The 17,491-nt window shown below is 58.8% G+C and carries 17 protein-coding genes and 1 other RNA gene; 5 read left to right on the top strand and 13 right to left on the bottom strand.

Annotated features, from left to right (window positions below; genetic code table 11):
• Positions 1–62: 62 nt before the first annotated feature.
• On the top strand, positions 63–1,553 hold the full coding sequence (locus tag ACVWZU_RS07445) for a DUF2157 domain-containing protein (protein WP_457444166.1): 1,491 nt from the start codon (positions 63–65) through the stop codon (positions 1,551–1,553).
• Positions 1,554–1,804: 251 nt separating this feature from the next.
• Here the strand turns inward: ACVWZU_RS07445 and hemC are convergent, their stop codons facing one another.
• The gene (hemC, locus tag ACVWZU_RS07450) at positions 1,805–2,791 is read right to left on the bottom strand and encodes a hydroxymethylbilane synthase (protein ID WP_457444168.1); all 987 of its coding nucleotides are present in this window, start codon (positions 2,789–2,791) and stop codon (positions 1,805–1,807) included.
• Between the two features lie 278 nt (positions 2,792–3,069).
• On the opposite strand from hemC, the gene ACVWZU_RS07455 reads away from it, so the two are divergent.
• From ACVWZU_RS07455 to serS, 4 genes are all read left to right on the top strand, one after another.
• Positions 3,070–3,531 carry a YlqD family protein gene (locus ACVWZU_RS07455; RefSeq protein WP_414329203.1) on the top strand — a complete coding sequence of 154 codons (462 nt, stop codon included), beginning with the start codon at positions 3,070–3,072 and terminating at the stop codon, positions 3,529–3,531.
• Positions 3,532–3,718: 187 nt separating this feature from the next.
• A complete protein-coding gene (locus ACVWZU_RS07460; RefSeq protein WP_457404000.1) occupies positions 3,719–5,200 on the top strand; it encodes a glycosyltransferase in 1,482 nt (493 codons plus the stop codon).
• 63 nt (positions 5,201–5,263) lie between these two features.
• A complete protein-coding gene (ilvC, locus tag ACVWZU_RS07465; RefSeq protein ID WP_414388787.1) occupies positions 5,264–6,256 on the top strand; it encodes a ketol-acid reductoisomerase in 993 nt (330 codons plus the stop codon).
• A 34-nt stretch (positions 6,257–6,290) separates the two neighbouring features.
• Positions 6,291–7,598, top strand: coding sequence for a serine--tRNA ligase (gene serS, locus ACVWZU_RS07470; RefSeq protein ID WP_457404001.1), 1,308 nt, complete (start codon positions 6,291–6,293; stop codon positions 7,596–7,598).
• 333 nt (positions 7,599–7,931) lie between these two features.
• Here the strand turns inward: serS and ACVWZU_RS07475 are convergent, their stop codons facing one another.
• The 12 genes from ACVWZU_RS07475 to ACVWZU_RS07530 form a co-directional block, all read right to left on the bottom strand.
• Complete coding sequence (locus tag ACVWZU_RS07475; protein ID WP_457444170.1) at positions 7,932–8,336, bottom strand: hypothetical protein; 405 nt, start codon at positions 8,334–8,336, stop codon at positions 7,932–7,934.
• Between the two features lie 68 nt (positions 8,337–8,404).
• Positions 8,405–8,502: signal recognition particle sRNA small type (gene ffs, locus ACVWZU_RS07480), an RNA gene on the bottom strand.
• A 72-nt stretch (positions 8,503–8,574) separates the two neighbouring features.
• Positions 8,575–9,291 (bottom strand): carbon dioxide-concentrating mechanism protein CcmK, encoded by a 717-nt coding sequence (locus tag ACVWZU_RS07485; RefSeq protein ID WP_457385246.1) that lies wholly within the window; start codon positions 9,289–9,291, stop codon positions 8,575–8,577.
• Positions 9,292–9,323: 32 nt separating this feature from the next.
• The gene (locus tag ACVWZU_RS07490; RefSeq protein ID WP_457444173.1) at positions 9,324–10,007 is read right to left on the bottom strand and encodes a hypothetical protein; all 684 of its coding nucleotides are present in this window, start codon (positions 10,005–10,007) and stop codon (positions 9,324–9,326) included.
• A gap of 66 nt (positions 10,008–10,073) precedes the next feature.
• Positions 10,074–12,035 (bottom strand): ribulose bisphosphate carboxylase small subunit, encoded by a 1,962-nt coding sequence (locus ACVWZU_RS07495; protein WP_457444175.1) that lies wholly within the window; start codon positions 12,033–12,035, stop codon positions 10,074–10,076.
• A 71-nt stretch (positions 12,036–12,106) separates the two neighbouring features.
• Positions 12,107–12,406 carry a EutN/CcmL family microcompartment protein gene (locus tag ACVWZU_RS07500; protein WP_011433394.1) on the bottom strand — a complete coding sequence of 100 codons (300 nt, stop codon included), beginning with the start codon at positions 12,404–12,406 and terminating at the stop codon, positions 12,107–12,109.
• A complete protein-coding gene (locus ACVWZU_RS07505) occupies positions 12,406–12,747 on the bottom strand; it encodes a carbon dioxide-concentrating mechanism protein CcmK (protein ID WP_011433395.1) in 342 nt (113 codons plus the stop codon). The genes ACVWZU_RS07500 and ACVWZU_RS07505 overlap by 1 nt, the downstream gene beginning before the upstream one ends.
• A gap of 71 nt (positions 12,748–12,818) precedes the next feature.
• Complete coding sequence (locus ACVWZU_RS07510) at positions 12,819–13,127, bottom strand: carbon dioxide-concentrating mechanism protein CcmK (protein WP_011430450.1); 309 nt, start codon at positions 13,125–13,127, stop codon at positions 12,819–12,821.
• Between the two features lie 508 nt (positions 13,128–13,635).
• Positions 13,636–14,361, bottom strand: coding sequence for an energy-coupling factor ABC transporter ATP-binding protein (locus tag ACVWZU_RS07515; RefSeq protein WP_457387778.1), 726 nt, complete (start codon positions 14,359–14,361; stop codon positions 13,636–13,638).
• Between the two features lie 7 nt (positions 14,362–14,368).
• Positions 14,369–15,196: a cell division protein FtsQ/DivIB gene (locus ACVWZU_RS07520; protein WP_414419083.1), complete on the bottom strand. Its 828-nt coding sequence runs from the start codon at positions 15,194–15,196 to the stop codon at positions 14,369–14,371.
• Positions 15,197–15,253: 57 nt separating this feature from the next.
• Entirely contained in the window at positions 15,254–15,472 is a 219-nt protein-coding gene (gene ndhO, locus ACVWZU_RS07525) for an NAD(P)H-quinone oxidoreductase subunit O (protein ID WP_011433398.1), read from the bottom strand.
• Positions 15,473–15,601: 129 nt separating this feature from the next.
• Entirely contained in the window at positions 15,602–16,006 is a 405-nt protein-coding gene (locus ACVWZU_RS07530) for a hypothetical protein (protein WP_457444177.1), read from the bottom strand.
• Positions 16,007–17,491: the final 1,485 nt, after the last annotated feature.

A 17,491-nucleotide genomic window follows, 5' to 3' on the forward strand; every position in this document is an offset into this window, starting at 1 on the left:
TTTCAGTATAGTTGAGCTTATTATTGACTAGAGTCATGCTCCTAGAGGGAGAGGAGCCAGGGGTGAGGGACTATAATCGCCTCAGCGATCCCACTCCTTTAACGCCCGAGCCTCCTTTCGCTTGTCGGGATCCCGCCATGACCTCTCCCCGCCCCCCCTACCCCGGCGAGCGTTTCCGCCGCCAACTGGCCAACCTGCTGAACACCTGGGTGGAGCAGGGGTTGATCGAACCTGAGCAGCGGGATCGGCTGTGGGAGTACTACCAACTGGATAGCTTGCCCCGAGCGGCCGGCAGCCGTTTTGTCTTGGTGCTGCTGCTGTTTGGCGCAGTTCTGGTGGGCCTAGGGGTGATCTCCTTTGTGGCGGCCAACTGGGCTGCCATTCCCCGCTGGGCAAGAGCCTGGGGGTGCTTGGCCCTCATGGTAGGGCTGCAGGTGGCTGGCTTCCAGGTTTGGCAGCAGGGATCCCGACGGCTGGGCAGCGCCCTGCTGATAGCCGGTGAACTGACCCTGGGAGCCTGTATTGGCCTGATGGCGCAGTGGGTTCAGCTTGGCGGATCCGCGGCAGGCTTGTTTTGGGCCTGGGGGATGGGCAGTTTGGCCATGGCCTACAGCTTGCGTCACAGCCCCAGTGGTGTACTGGCCTGCCTTCTGCTGGGCTTGGGGATGGTAGCCGACTTCGTGGATTGGGGGACTGTCAACTTCCTCTATCCTTGGTTGACCCTGGGCCTGCTGGTTCCTCTGGCCTATTGGTGTTGCTCTCGCTGGGTTTTTGCCCTGGCCGTGGTGAACTTTGGCCTGGCGTTGCAAGGGTTAGCCGAGCGTTTGGGCAGCTCTTTCCAAGGTTTAACCCTTTTGCATCTGCTTGGTGTTGCAGTTGTGTGGGGGTTGGGTCTGTGGCACCAACGCCATAAGCCTTGGCTAAGCCGGGTTTTAACTGAAGGAAGGGATCCAGAGCTTCCCGGCGAGCTGGAGCAAGGCTTGGATTTGGCCCCGACAGCCCAGAACTTGGCTCTGCTGGGGCTGGGTGTCCTGCTCTATGTCTGGAGCTTTGTCGGGAGGTGGGTCGATCTTTCCGAGGATCCCCTCTGGAACGTTGGGGATCCCTGGGCGGGCCTGTCGGCAGCAGGATTGCTATTGCTAGCCGGTTGGAGCTGGTGGCAGGGTTGGCAGGAGAAGGGATCCCAGCCCGTTTCGTCTTGGCTGAAGGATGCTGCTGTTCTGATTTCTCTGGTTGCCTTGGCGCTTTTGCTGGGGATCGGCAGCGCTGTGCCTTTGAACGTGACGGCAGGAGCAGCCTTGGTCCTCTTTGCCCCCTGGATAGTGACCTTGCTGTTGCTGGGGCTGTCAGCAGTGCTCTGCTGGGAAGGGCTACAGCAAGGGCGGCGGGGGCGCTTCTGGCAGGGACTGTTGGGGCTAACCCTGGTGGTGCTGACCCGCTTTTTCGAGTACCCAACCGGCCTGTTGGCCAAGTCGGCGGTGTTGGTGGCCTGTGGGATCGGGGTAATCTGGCTGGGGCTGAAATTTGAGCGGCGGATTTTCTCCCGTCTCTAATTCTTGCCCTTCTAGGAAGCCAAGCCCCGCTACATGATCAAGCAAAGGAAAAAGCTGGAATTGAGCTGGAATTCACAAGAATTTACAAAGTTTGCGGTTTTGCAAGCTGAGCTAGAGCTTAGATACTGCTGCTGCGAATGCGAATTTCCCATTTGAGTGCAATTCACGTAGGGGTGACTTCATTGTTCCCCCTTTTCTTCAGCTGACCCTAGCTGAAGTTCTCAAAGCCTACTCAGAAAAAATAGGAAAGCCTAACGGCGGGCCTGGGCAAAAATGGCTTGCAAAATCTCGTCGGCCCCCTGCTGTTTTAGCTTTTCTGCAAGAGCCATCCCCACTGCCTCGGGATCGGCGGTGGATCCCGTCTGAGTATCGCGGATGAGCCGCCGGCCATCCAGCTCGGCCACCATACCGGTTAGGTGCAGCTCCTCCCCTCGGACTTGGCTGTGAACGCCAATGGGCACCTGACACCCTCCCTCCAAAGCCCGCAAGAAGGCCCGCTCGGCCAAACAGCGCGCCGTCGCTTCCACATCCGCCAAGGGTCGCACCAAATCGAGGATGCGCTCGTCCCCCTGCCGGCACTCGAGCCCCAGGGATCCCTGGCCAACCGCGTACAGAGACACGCTGGGATCCAACACCTCGTGGATCCGGTCGGCTTTGCCCAGACGCTTCAAGCCGGCCACCGCCAAAATCAGGCCATCGTACTCTCCCCGCTCCAGCTTAGCCAGGCGGGTGTTGAGGTTGCCCCGCACATCCTTAAAGTGCAAGTGGGGAAAGGCATGGCGCAGTTGGGCCAGCCGCCGCAGCGATGAAGTGCCGATCACCGTCCCCTCTGGCAGGGTGGCCAGTCGGTAATCCCGGAACTTTTCCCCCACCACCAAAGCATCCAGGGGATCCTCCCGCCGCGTGATCGCCCCCAACACCAAGCCCTCCGGCAGGCGGGTGGGTAAGTCTTTAAGGCTGTGTACCGCCAAGTCGCTGCTGCCGTTGAGCAGGCTAACTTCCAATTCCTTGGTAAAAAGACCTTTGTCCCCAATTTTGGCCAGTGCCACATCCAGGATGATGTCTCCCTGGGTGGAAAGGGTGTTGAGCTCCAGAGGTAATCCCGGATGGTGTTCTTGCAACTGACCCATCACCCACTGGGTCTGCACCAAAGCCAACTCGCTTTTTCGAGAGGCAATCCGCACCGGCTCGGTGATCCCAGCAGAGGGCTTGGAAGGGGTCGAGGCCCGTTCGCTCATGGCTGCCGCAAAAAAGAACACTGTCTCTCACGCTAGCCGAATCTGTGCCAGGGCAAGGCGGCGGCCTTTAAGATCCTTAACCAAAATTGCAGTTTCCCGAAATCAAGACTTTACCGCAGGGATCCCAGCCGGTAGGATAAGTAGATGGATTCTCCGGCTCGGCGGGGGAGGATCCGGTCTGTCAAGCTCCTCTTCCCCAACCCCAGAGCTTTTGAGGGGAGCTTTCTACAATGGGCACAAGCCCCTGGTTTGGTTGGTCGTCTGCCTGGATGAGTCTTATGGAAGAAAACAACGTCAGCAACGGCACTCAATTACTGCTCAAGCGCAACATTCCCATCAAGGTGGTGGTCACACCCCTTTGGAAAAAGGAAATGCAGGAGCAATTGGAGCGGCAGATCGAAGCCACCGATGCTCAGATGCAACAACTGGAGTTTCAGGGCAAGCGGGCTATTGCCGAACTGGAGAAACAAAGCCCCAACCCCAACAGCCCTCAAGTGCTCCAACAGGTGGAAGCGGTGAAAAGCCGCGTGAACGAGCAGAAAATCCGCCTCTTGGATCAGAAAAACCAATTGTTGCAGCAGATCAACCAACTGAGCACCCTGGAGCTTAACCAAGAAGTGCTGCAGGGCAATGTGGAGAGCTTCTTCCGAGTCCAAAAAGGAGACAACCTGATCCAGAAAATGCAGGTCGAGATCCTTCTGGAAGATGGGGTGATCAAAGAGATTCGCGGTAACCCATAGGCTACTCACCCCCTTGCCGGAGAAGCGGCAGTCGGGATCCCCAATTTTTCTCGCCTGTAGGTTCTCGAGAACTCCGTTTCGCCAACACAATGGGTGACAATAGGTAACAACCTCTTAACAGCCTTTGGGTTAACGCTCGCACAGGCTGGCGAGGTTGGGTAACATTGCCGCCCGGGGGAGGATTCCCATGTCTGAGTTCGTCTGGTCAGAGCCAGAGCCTCTCGAGGATCTTCATCTTCCCGATTGGTTGCTCACCTCGGCCCAGCGCCGCCGTCTCAAGGCTCTGCTGGTTCTGGCCATGGTGTGGGGGTTGGTCAGCCTGATGCATGTGGTGCCGACGGCCCGTTGGATCACCGTTGGTTTGGCCACGTTCATGGTGATCCACATTAGCCGCTTATTTCGCCTGCAACCGGCGACCTCCCTGCCCCCTCTGAGACTTCCTCCTGCCGCTGCGACCCGCCGGGATCCCAGGTCAACAGATAACAGCGATGACCCTAACAACAATGACTCTGTCCTGCCAATGCAACGGGATGGGCAGAGCGGGCTTTCTGAGTTGGGCGGGCTGGCCTTGCCCCGTGTGGCTGTGTTGATCCCAGCCAAGAATGAGAGCGCAGTGCTCCCACGGCTGTTGCACAGCTTGACCCAGCTCCGTTACCCCACCAGCCATCTGGAGCTGTGGGCCATCGACGACAACAGCAGCGATGCCACCCCTGAAGTTCTGCGGGAAGCCCAAAAGTGGATCCCCCATCTGCGGGTTTACCGGCGGCAGCCGGGGCGGGGCGGGGGTAAGTCCGGCGCCCTCAACGAGGTACTGCCCCTCACCCAAGGGGAGATCATCCTGGTCTGCGATGCCGATGCTGTGGTGCCTTCGGATTTTCTTGCCCGCACTCTGCCCTTGTTTGTTCAAGTGGGAAGCCTGCGCAGCCGTTTCAGCAGACGGACGGTAGGCGCTGTCCAGGTGCGCAAGGCCCTGAGCAACCCCAACGTCAACTTCTGGACTCTGGGGCAGGTGGCGGAAATGGCCTCCGACGCTTATTTTCAGCAGCAGCGCGTGGCCGTGAGGGGCATTGGCGAGCTACGCGGCAATGGCCAACTGGTGCGGCGAGATGTCTTGGAAAAGTGCGGCGGCTGGAATGAGAGCACCCTCACTGACGACCTGGATCTCACCTTCAAGCTGCACCTGGCGGGCGTAGATATCGCCTTTCTGACGGAGCCGGCCATCGTCGAAGAAGGGGTCACCTCTTGGAAAAGTCTCTGGCACCAGCGCTGCCGCTGGGCGGAAGGGGGCTACCAGCGCTATCTCGACTACTGGCCAGGGATCCTCGGTCGCCGGATGGGGATGGCCAAAACAGTAGATCTCTGGGCCTTCTTTATTTCTCAGTACTTGCTGCCGATGGCCTTGGTTCCCGACACCCTCTGGGTGCTGTTGGCGGGCCACTCCTCGGTGCTGCTCCCCTTGAACGCTCTGGTGATGGGCTGCCTGACAGTGGCTTTTTACCGGGGGCTACGCCAGGTGGAGGGCTTGCGCGGACGGCGACTTTGGTGGCACACCGCCCTGGGCTTGGTCTACATGCTCCACTGGCTGCCGGTTATGATCGCCACAACCGCTCGCATGTGTGTACAGCCCAAGCGCCTAAGGTGGGTGAAAACTGTTCATCACGGCGCTTGAGGTCAGCAAGTTGGATCCAATCCTGCTATCCTAGTCAAGCACCTGCTCACGCCCTGCTCGACCATGGCCCGCCTCTACTACGACACCGACGCCAACCTGGAGCCTTTGGCCGATAAAACCGTTGCCATCATCGGCTATGGCAGCCAAGGCCACGCCCACGCCCTCAATTTGCGCGATAGCGGTGTCCAGGTCATCGTTGGCCTTTACCCTGGCAGCCCTTCCTGGCCCAAAGCCGAGCAAGACGGCTTAATGGTCAAAACGGTGGCGGATGCTGCCGCTGCCGCCGATTGGGTAATGGTTTTGCTGCCCGATGAAGTGCAAAAGGCCGTTTTCCAGGGCGAAATCCGTCCCCACCTGCAGCCGGGGAACGTGCTCCTCTTTGCCCATGGCTTCAACATTCACTTCGGGCAGATCCAGCCGCCGGCAGACGTGGATGTCATCATGGTTGCCCCCAAAGGCCCTGGGCACTTGGTGCGGCGCACCTACCAAGCGGGGGAAGGGGTGCCCTGCCTGTTTGCCGTCTATCAAGATGCCTCGGGAATGGCACGGGAGCGGGCCATGGCCTATGCCAAAGCCATCGGTGGCACGCGGGCCGGCATTTTGGAAACCACCTTCCGGGAAGAGACCGAAACCGACCTCTTTGGCGAGCAGGTGGTGCTCTGCGGTGGGCTGACGGCTCTGATCAAAGCGGGGTTTGAAACCTTGGTGGAAGCGGGCTACCAGCCGGAACTGGCCTACTTCGAGTGCCTGCATGAGGTGAAGCTGATCGTGGATCTCATTGTCGAGGGGGGCTTGGAGAAAATGCGCCAGAGCATCTCCAACACGGCAGAATACGGCGACTACACCCGTGGCCCCCGCATCATCACGGAGCAAACCCGCGCCGAGATGAAACGCATCCTCGCCGAGATTCAAAGCGGCCAATTTGCCCGTGAATTTGTCTTGGAAAATCAGGCCGGCAAGCCAGGGCTTACTGCGATGCGGCGCCGCGAGGCCGAACACCCCATTGAACAGGTGGGCAGGGAGCTGCGGGCCATGTTTAGCTGGCTAAAGAAATAGGTCGGATATCTGGAGCTGAGGGTAGACCATCTCTGTGCTGGATCTGAAGCTGCTGCGGGATCGCCCTGAACAGGTACGCCAAGCCCTGCAAAACCGCCGGGCCACAGTCGATCTGGATGGGATCCTGCAGTTGGATCGGGAGCGGCGGCAGTTGGAGGCCCGCAAGGGATCCCTGCAGGCCGAAAGCAACAGTCTCGGCAAAAAAGTCGGCGAGATCCTCCGCCAGGGGGCGGATCCCCAAGGCCCCGAAGTGGCGGCCCTGCGGCAGCGGGGGGTGGATCTCAAGGCCGAGATTGCCCAACTGGAGCAGCAGGAACGGGAGCTGGAAGAGGAGATTCGTGCTCGGCTGCTCACCCTGCCCAATTTGCCCCTGCCCAGCGTGCCGGTTGGCCGAGATGAGGCCGACAATGTAGAGGTGCGCCGCTGGGGTGAGGAGCTAAAGCCGGCCCATCCTGTCCTTCCCCATGACGAGATTGCCGAAAAACTAGGGTTGCTGGAGATTGGCCGTGCGGTCAAAGTGGCCCAAAGCCGCTTTGTGGCTATGGTAGGGGCGGGCGCGGCCCTGGAACGGGCTTTGATTGCCATGATGCTGGAGCGCCACGTTGCAGCCGGCTACACCGAGGTGATCCCACCCTTTTTGGTCAACAGCGCCGCTTTGCAGGGGACGGGGCAGTTGCCCAAGTTTGCCGAAGACAGCTTTCGCTGTGCTGACGACGACCTGTGGCTGATCCCGACGGCGGAAGTTCCCCTTACCAATCTGTACCGGGATGAGGTAATCCCTGCGGAGTCCCTCCCTCTTTACTTCTGTGCTTACACCCCTTGTTTTCGCCGTGAGGCGGGCAGCTATGGCCGCGACACCAAGGGGCTGATCCGGTTGCACCAGTTTCAAAAAGTGGAGCTGGTCAAGGTCACTCGCCCAGATCAATCGGAAGCCGAACACGAGAAGCTGGTGCAGGATGCCGAGGCCATCTTACAGATGCTGGAGCTGCCCTACCGGGTGGTGGAGCTGTGTAGCGGCGATTTGGGCTTTGCGGCAGCCCGCTGCTTTGACTTGGAGGTGTGGTTCCCCTCCCAAAATCAATACCGCGAGATCTCCAGTTGCTCCAACTGCTGGGACTTTCAGGCCCGCCGTGCTAACCTGCGCTACAAAGAAGCCGGCCAGAAAGGCACCCAGTTTGTCCACACCCTGAACGGATCTGGCTTGGCGGTGGGGCGCTCTCTGGCTGCCCTGCTGGAAAATCACCAACAGCCGGATGGCTCGATTCGCATTCCCAAGGCGCTGCGTCCCTTTCTCAGCTCCCGGTTTCTCTCGGAAGACGGGATCCTCATTCCTGCTGCCTGAGCTCAAACTCAACAAGATTGGATTGAGATGCTCCTGCCCAGATAGGCGGGTGTTCCCATCTTTTCTCCGACGACGGAGAATTGCAAGCTGTCTCACGGCAGTTTTTTGAAACCTCTGAAATGAACAACCTTGACCTGCCCCCGGCTCTAAAGGGCGAGGATCCCTAACACTTCACAGAGACGATCCACCTGACGGTAGCCTCAATCTTTAGGGTCATTTCAAGTTAGGTTGAGACACTTCCCAAGTGCTCTGCGGTACCGCTTCCGCTATGCAAAAGGGGAGAGGAGCTAGGAAGCAATGCATTCCTACCTTCCTGCCGGGCTGTCCTTCCGCTCAAGATTTGCCCTTGAGGCGATCCAACTCAGCTTGCAATTCGGCGATCTTCTGGCGCAAACGGGCCGCTTCTGAAAGTTCGATGGCCGTGCCTGCCTCGCCCTCGGCATTGCTAATGTCGTCGATGGTGATCTTGCGGGGACCGGCAGTTTGTCTGTCTTCTCCCTTGCGGTTGGCGTTGGCGGCGATGGCATCCATGTAAGCCCGAGCCTCTTCAGCGGTCATCGCCCCCCGCTCCACCAGCTCGTCCACCAAAGCTTGCGCCTGCTTGCGCAACTCCATCAGACGGATACCCGCTTTGCTGGCCACCTTGGCAGCATTATCCGCCGCCACAGCCGCCAAACCCATGCCGAGGTAGAAAGCCTTTTGAGCCCAGTTGGCGAGGGGATTGTCTGTCTCGGACATTGCTAGGACAAGGGGGAGAAAGGCGAGAAGGGGAATGACCCAGCAGAGAGGAAAGTGGGGTAGCAAAGGGCGACCCGGGTTGACGCGCCTGCTCAGAGCATCCCGTGGTGCTGCTATCTTCCGATCCTGACACGGTTTGGGCGTCGGAGCTGCACGGACCCAGGTCTTCCAGTAGCCTAGCATTTTTCCCCTCTGCCCTGCTCGGCTTTCTTGGGCAACAGATGGGTTTCTCAGGGGGCTAGGGAGTTTCAGGCGGCTCCAGATAAACAGGGATCCGCTCTACGGCTGTATCGCTGCGCTGCACCTCCTGTTCCTGAACTTGAGGAAGGGTTACCGGCAGGGTAACCGGTTGAGCAACAAAACAACTGGCCACGGGCAGCGCTTGCTCCAGTTCGTCCAGAGGGCGGGGGATCACTGCCACCGCGTGCAATTCCCCAATGCGCTCTGCTTCGTACATGCCGGCATCGATGGCAATGGCCACGTTGGCCACTGTACCGCGGATAATGGCCGTACATAGGCCATCCCCAATGGTCTCGTAGGCCGCCAGTTGGACATCCGCGGTTTTGAGCATGACATCGGCAGCTCCCACCATTGCCGGGAAGCCGCGAGTTTCCAGCAGGCCCACGGCCAAGTTACTGAGGCGGCTGTAGCCGCGGTTTTGTGCCAGTTGAGACAGCTTGCTGCTGATCGGCAGTACCACTTCCAAGTTGGGCAGGGGGCGCGGGATCACCAAACTGGAGATCTCCTCTTGGTCAAACTGGCGGGCCAGCTCAATGCCCTCCTCAATGGCAATGCGCACATCGGCAATTCCCCCCCGCACAATGGCTGTGCAATAGCCCCCCGAGGTTTTCTCAAAGCCGATCAGCGTCACGCCTGCCGACTTGGTCATGGCGTCAGCAATGCGCACGATGACCGGAAAGCTGCGCGTCTGAATCAGGCCCAGGGAGGTTGACATCGGCATCCTAACTACTCACGCCAGTTTAGCCATTAGAGCCGGCTATCCCCAGAGGAGAGCACCTGTCGATAGGGATAAATCTTGCTCAAGAGGCGATCCAATTCCCAATGGCCAGGGATCCCGTTGAGGTTGCGCGTTTTGGTCCTTGGGGAACCGGACTTTTCTTGGGTTTGCTCGGCAGCTTCCTGCCAACGGCGGGTTTGCTTTTCAACATTGGCCACCGGAGAACTGGGTGGGGGAGACGGCTCAGGCGACATCTCTGGAGCCATTTCCACTGCCGCCGGCGAGGGCTCTGCCGGGATGGGCTTGCTGCCGCCCGCCTCCTGGAGATCGAAACCATAGGTGGGATCCCCGAGCAGCGAGCCGGGGGGAATGACTGCTTGGCTGAGCACCGAACAATTCAGCACTGTGGTTTCTGAGCCGATGCAGGCGTTTTTGCCGATGGTGCCCTGCCCGATCACCAGCACCCCCATTCCCAAGGTTGCTCCCGCCTCCACGATGAGGGATCCCCCACAGGCGTGCAGAACGGATCCCATGCCGATACACGCGCCGCGCCCGATGTGAATTCGACAGCCGGGGTTGGCCCGCAGCAGCACCCCTGCCCCAATCCCCGCCCCGGCTTCCACCTGTACCTCACCACTGACAAAATAGCGAGTTTCGCCGTTTTGGCCGAGCAAGGCGCGGAGCGTCATGGAGTTGGGCAAAGTAGAGGCCAACAAAGTGCTCCTCATCGCTGGGGGGTTGGGCTTGAACCAACAGAGGTCAAAAAAAGCTGGGATCCCTCAAGGGGTTTGGATGATCTGCTCCAGCACTCGCCGTTTGGCTTTTGGGTCAATACCCAGCAGGCGGACGTATTCGCCGCGATGTTCCTCCAGACAGGCTTCCAGAGCTGCCACCACTTGGGGCACTTGGGTGGCCTCAATGGGGCTACAGCTTTGCCAAGAAGAGGTGCGAAAACGGCGCTTGTCCGCATGTTCGGTGCCGATGCGGTAGCCTTGGCTGAGCAACTGCTGCACCTGAGCCACCACCTCGGCGCTGAGGCGGGTGCCAGAAAGGGATCCCTTGGGGGCAGAAGCAGGAGCCGCGGCAGCAGCAGCAGATTTTCCGCTAGGGGTTTGGATGATGCGCTCATAGACCCGCCGTTTGCCTTTGGGATCGATCCCCAGCAGGCGCACATATTCTCCCTGGTGCTCCGCCAGGGCAGCCGTCAGCTTAGCCAACACCTCTGGCCCGCGGGTGGCGCGAATGGCCGGCCCACTCTGCCAGGAAGAGGTTTTGAAGCGGCGCTCGTCGGCATATTCGTAGCCGATGCGATAGCCCTGAGCCAGCAGCCGATGCACCTCCTCCTGCACCTCCAGATCCAGGCCGGCACTGCCCCCTGCCGCAGGAGCCGTATCTGCCACCACGCCGGTTCCTGCAGGACTGCTGCTCACCTGGCCTTGCGGGGTTTGAATGACCTTCTCCAGCACCCGCCGTTTGCCTTTGGGATCGATCCCCAACAGGCGCACATATTCTCCCTGGTGCTCTGCTAGGGCAGCCTGAACAGCGGCCAGGATCTCCTGCGGCTGACCGCTCAAATTGCTCAAGGTCTGCCAAGAAGAGGTGCGGTAGCGGCGGGCATCAGCCACCTCCAGGCCAACGCGATACCCCTGCGCCAACAAAGTCCGGATCTCCTCCTCCAGCCCTGAGCCAGAGCGAGAGCCGACCGCCCCAGAACCCGGAGCAGCGGCTGCCGAGACGCGGCTGGGCATCCCAGAGACCAGCGCCGGCCCATCGGGGGTTTGGATGATTTGCTCCAGCACCCGCCGTTTAGCCTTGGGATCGATCCCCAGTAGGCGCACATATTCTCCCTGGTGCTCCACCAGGATGGCCCCCAGCGATCGCACCACCTCCGCCTCGTGGGTGCTGGCGATTGGGCTTTCGCTTTGCCAGGAAGAGGTTTTGAAGCGGCGAGCATCGGCATACTCTAGCCCCACGCGATAGCCTTGGGCCAACAGGGCACGAATTTGCTCCACCACCTCCGGCTTGAGAGGGGATCCGCCGCCGTTCCGGCCATTGCCGCGATGGGAAGAATGAGTCATGGGTGCCGTCTCCGTAGCCGTTGAGTTAGAGGTGCGCTGCAGTTCGTTGCGGATGGGAGCGATACAGACGAGGTTTTCGCTGCACTGGTAGCCCTCTCGCAGGGCTTGGTTGATGCCGATCACGTGTTGGGCAAACTTGGCATCGCTATCCTGGACGTCGGGCAGCCGGTCGGCCTCGGCCTGGGTGGTGATGATGGATCCAGAAGGCACGTACTTGCCTGGGGGGATCTCCACATCCTGGATCAGGCAATGCAACATGATGATGCAGCCATCCCCAACCCGAGCGTTGAACACCGTCGAGCGGAAGCCAATAAAGCAGTCGTTGCCCACGTAGGCCGGCCCGTGGATCAGAGCCATGTGGGCAATGGAAGTGTTTCTGCCAATCCAAACGGAGTAGGGTTGGCCGTCTTCTCCTATCACCCGCCCCTGTTCCAGGCCGTGGATGACCACCCCATCCTGAATGTTGGATCTGGCGCCAATGTGGAAGGGGGATCCCTCGTCAGCGCGAATGGAAGTTCCCGGGGCGATCAGCACCTCCGCTTCCACCCGCACATCCCCAATGAGGTTGGAGAAAGAATGCACGTAGGCTGTGGGATCGATCTTGGGCTCCGCCAGTCGGCGAGACCAGGGCGTTGGCGGTGCAGCATAGGTGTGAGCAGGCATAACCGTGAGCCTCTAGAACGCAGTAGGGCGGACAAGGGCAGCAAGAGAGATGAGAAGGGAAGGGATCCCAGCTAGCGTTGATCGCGCTTGTTGTAGAGAGAGCGACCGCCAACGCTGACCGTATCGATAATCGCCATCACCACTGCATCCAGCGGGCGAGTCTGGTTTCCTTGCGGCTGGCGAGCGGCACTGCCTTGGCTAACCAGCACCCACTCGTCAATGCCGGCCCCCACCGGATCGGCAGCCACAGCGTAATCGGGTTGCGGCTGGCCCTCGAGATCGACGTACTGCACCAACAAAAACTTCACGCCCGTCAAGCTGGGATCCTTTTGAGTGCTGGTGACGGTGCCCCGCACAATGGCAATACGCATCAGGGACGGGTGAAGGGACGGATGGCATTGACCCCTTCGCGGAACTGAGCCACATCCTCGGTGTAGCGGATGGGCAACACGTACTCCAGGTTCTCGTGGGGACGGGCGATAATGTGCCAAGACAACAACTGGCCGCCGTTCACCCGCTTCACCGAGTCAATGCCGGCAGCCACCGAGGCTTGCACCTCCGAGACATCCCCCCGCACGATCACGGTGACCCGACCGCTGCTGATTTTCTCGTAACCCACCAGGGTAACGCGGGCTGCCTTGACCATGGCGTCGGCAGCTTCTACCACTGCCGGGAAGCCCAGGGTTTCGATCATTCCAACTGCAATAGCCATAGGTACTCCTTACGCTGAAAGTGAAAGTGGGGTGCGAACTTTCTGGGGTGCGAACTTTACTGAAGTGGGGACTAGGTGCGGAACTGCTCCACCGCCTCGGTGTAGCGGATGGGCAACACAAACTCCAGGTTCTCGTGGGGACGGGCAATGATGTGGTGGGAGAGAATCTCACCCCCGCTCACCCGCTTGGCAGACTCCAAACCGGCAGCCACTGAGGCTTGCACCTCCGAGACATCCCCCCGCACGATCACGGTGACCCGACCGCTGCCGATTTTTTCGTAACCCACCAGGGTAACGCGGGCTGCCTTGACCATGGCGTCGGCAGCTTCTACCACTGCCGGGAACCCGCGGGTCTCGATCATTCCAACTGCAATAGGCATATCAACTCTCCACTTCTGAACACTCAGTTCCTGAACGTTGTCGAACCCAGCAACAAGGCAAATTGATCTCGCTTATTGGGTTCGCTCATGCAATCTCCTTTCGATTTCATCAGAGAGATCCTCTGCCCAAATCTCGATTGACAGCTTTTCCCGGCGACACCTACCCCAGCCACCAGAGACCCCCCTCTGAGGGGAGAAGGCTCTGAGCCACAGACCTCCGACTGAAGTCAGAACAGGTTGTAGGAGCCATCAGGGTTAACCGCAACTGTCACTCAGGCGGGCAAAGCTGCCAACTCTGAGCTAAGTCCACATCTTTCTTGTACACAATCGATCATACAAAATCGATTAGGACGACTCAGAGAAGGGATCCCCGACTTAACAAAATGATATCCCCACTCAATCCTGGACGAAAATCAATATTTTTAATTAGCACGATAGCTTTTTATTAAGAGAAGCAAAAATGTTGTCAGCTTAAAAATAATTCTTGATATCTTTTCAACTTTTGTCGTTATCGGCGCAGTGAGGGGGGCACTTCCAGGCCGTGGGCTTCCATGAGGTCGGCTTGGCCCATCAGGTGGGCTGGGGATCCCTGGGCCCAGATCCGCCCTTGATCCAACAGGATGACCTGATCGCACACCTCCAGGATCAGCTCCAGATCGTGGGAAGCCAGCAGAAAAGTGTGGGCGGCCTGTTGCAAAAAAACTATCAACCGGCGCCGGGCTCGCAAATCGAGGTTGGCCGTCGGCTCATCGTAGAGCACCAACTGGGGTTTCATCGCCAGGATCCCGGCAATGGCGACCATGCGCTTTTCCCCACCGGAGAGGTGATGGGGGGGACGATCGGCCAAATGGAGGGTGCCGGTCAGGTGCAAGGCCTCTCGAACCGCAGCCGCAATCTCCGCCTCAGGACGGGCCAAATTGCGCAGTCCGAAGGCCACATCTTCGGCCACCGATGGGGCAAACAGTTGGTCGTTGGGATCCTGAAACACCAACCCCACCTCAGGGCGAAACTGGCCGGGCCGCAGCGGCTGGCCAAACAAACTCACCTGGCCAGAGCAGGGGGGCAACAGGCCGCAGAGAGTGAGGAACAGGGTAGTTTTACCCGCGCCATTGGGGCCGATCACCCCCAGATGTTGCCCAACCTCGACCCGTAGATCCAGCCCTTGCAGCACCGGCGGATGACCGGGATAAGCTGTCCACAATTGGTTCACCTCCACCGCCGGCACCGGGTTCATAGCAAAGTTAGGGCATCCGCACGTCTTTCCAGCGCTCCTGGGTGGCCGTGGGGGTAAGTTGCAAGGTGGGCACACTGGGGCTGGTCAGGTCAATGTGGACGATGTCGTCGGGCGTACACTCGCAGTAGCGGCGCAGATCCCGCATTTGGTTGAGGGTCTGAATTTGCAAGGGCAAGCGGTCGGAAATCGGCCCCAGGTAGACGTTGCCCAGCTCAGTATGCAGGGTAATTCCCGCTCCAGATTGCCAATCCACTGCCCTGATCTGAATTTCAGACTGCTGTAAAGCCCTGAGCAACAGCGCCCATTGCTCTGGGGTGTGGTTCTCCCAGCCCAGCAGCTCCAGCTCAGGCCAAGACGCGGGGGAACGGTAGGGATCCGGAGACAGCCAGTTGCCTTGGACATCCACCCAGCCCAGTTGGTTGCCCCATCGCGCGCGCGCCACAGGTTGCCGTTCCCGCACCTGGACGATGACACCCACCGGCAGCAGCCGCCGCTGCACCTGGACGCTTTCGATGGGAGAGGGGCGGGTCGGGGATCCCAGCAAAGCCCTTTCCAAAACAGCCGGTTGCACCTGCCAAATGTTGAGGGGATACTGCAGGGGCAATTGTGCCCGTATCCAGGCGGGATCGACCCAGTGGGCACCCTTTACCTGAATCTGTTCTGGCTGACGAATTTGCCAGTGGGGCTGCCGTAGGCCCAGCACCAGCAGCGCCAAGAGGGTCATCGAACCGGTCAGGCGCCAGGATCCCTGCCAGAATCGGCTGCGCCGTTGCCGACGCAAAAGCTGCCTACGCTGCAGGATTTGTTCACGGTTGGGAGCAGCCAGGAGTGCCATGGATCCCCCTTCACCCCATCACGGGGTATGCAGATGGGGAACATTCCGTGCTTCTACTCAACCCGCCATCTCCTGAACCTGATCCGCCCGCAGCCAAACCGTAGGGGTGGGAACAGCCCCAAACTTAATCTGCAGGTAGTCACCTTTGATATCCACGACTTCTCCGGGGGTCTCGAAAACGTAGTTGGGAATAAAAGGATCGCTCGCCTGCGCTTCTAAACTACCCTCCAGTTTCTCGCGGATGGCCCGCACCAGGGTGCCTCGCTTGATTGCCATTGCTCCTCCTCAGTTCAGTCGCAGATTAGCCGGCTCGATAGCAGTTGTATCACGCCTGTCGCTGCTGCGAAGAGGAAAGCTGGGATCCAGCCTCTGGTTGGCTCTGACAGGGATCAACCTGAGTTTGGCTTATTTGCGTTTTAGGCTGCGGGCCATATTGCGGAAGGTATCCATGTCCGATCCCCCTTGACGGCGTGGGCTTACTCCGCTGCTGCTTGAAGCGGAGGATCCCTGCTCAGCAGCAGTTTCAGGAGTTTTGGCTTGCTCTGTGGACAACTTAACTTTGCTGAGGGAAGAGACCTGCTCCACCACCTCCACCTTCTCCTTACTGCCGAAATCCTGGAAGGTGTGCTTCACGATCCTGGGGGTGCGCATATACTCGATGTTGCCAAGGGTTTTGGCTTCATCTGGGTCGAGAAAAAAAGTATTGTCGTTTTTCGCTTTCTTTGGGGTTGGCTTAGCAACAGTTTCCGGTGAGGACGTGGCCGCAGCTTGACCACGCGAGCCGAACAAGCGCTTGAAGATGCCTACCATGGTCGTTTTGCCTGCAATGGGAAGGAAGTTGAGCCGAACCCTGGGCGGGCCAGCTGCCCTCGACAAGGTGAAGGCCAAGCCCAGTCATGAAATAATGTTAAGCCAACTGAGAGCGCCGTGCCCCCTTGGCAGAAGGTTTTCTGGGCCAAGTGCTTGTGGCTGCTCTGACCAGTTTGAGTTCCCCTGCTCTCCGGCCTGCTGGGCGACTGTCCTCACCCCTTTTCCCAAAACGAGAGAGCTGACCTGGGAGGATTAGACCGCCTTACGGAAGCCATCATCCAGGGGATTGTTCAGAACTAGCTCTGTAGACTCCGCACGCAGTTTAATATGACCTGCAGGTTTTTCAGCCCTAAGGCTTTGGACGAACGGGATCCCTGCCCCACAGAAGCTGCATTGCGCATTGCTAAATACAATCACTTTAAGCACACTTTAAGCAGGAAGGAGACTTTTCCGTTGTGTTGCTTCCTAGCTCCTCTCTCCCTATGGGAGAGGGGTTGGGGGTGGTTGCGGAAGCGGCGCAGAGCGTTTGGACGGCACTGCGTAGCAATTAGTAAAGTGTCTTAATCTAACTTGAAATGACTATGTGATGATGTAGTGAATAGAGTTGTCTCAATCCAGCCAGACTAAAATCGTCGGCTTATGCCCAGCTCCTCTCTTCTAGAGAGACCTCAGGTGTGCTGTTCCAGCCAGCAGTGACTATACGGACATACAACGAAATAAGAAGCCCAAAAATCACTCTAGCCCCAGGCAAGCACAAACCATAGTAGCAGCTGTGCCCCTAGAGCGGCCTGCCAAGAAAACCTTGCTACCGAGCTTGTGAGGTGTAGTGCACTTCAACCCTGAGAGGAGCGCCCAGGTTCAAGGCAGTGCCAATACACCGAGCCAAGATTTGAATGTTAAGCCGCTGATCCGTCGATTCTAAACTTGTTGCAAGCCGACTCTTGCTTGGACCAACTACGGGTGAACGCTGTACGCTCATCTTAACAGACTCCCTATTTTGGTGAGGGCTGAACAACCAACTGACTTTCAGGTGATGTTATTGAGGAATCTCAAAGGAATACCGACCAGCAGCATCCAAGAACCTGCTCTTTGAGATTAGGATGATTTGCCCTTCTTGTGCATCGACAACCCTACGGATTTGTTAGGCAAGACACTCTTGGACTTTAAGGGATCCCACGGAAAAAGAATCTCTACTTTGCGAAACTTTGCGAAGCACTTTTGGGTAGAGATGAGGACGACCCGGAAAACTGGCTCTCGGTTCCCTGCGCACGCTCGCCAACTGCCAAGATGCTCTACCCCAAGTGGTTGGGGATCCAGCCGCATCGGGTTGCCTGGCAACAGGGTTGCCGTAGGTTTCTGGAAGAGCTGTGCTGTTTGGCGGGTTCGGTCTGCCGCGGCTCCCTGTAAAGGATGGATGTTGCCGCCCCGCAGTTGGGCATTGCTCTATTCTGGGATGAGCCCTCTTATAATGAGCATTGGGAATTC

This window comes from Thermostichus sp. MS-CIW-26 (genome assembly GCF_054059115.1).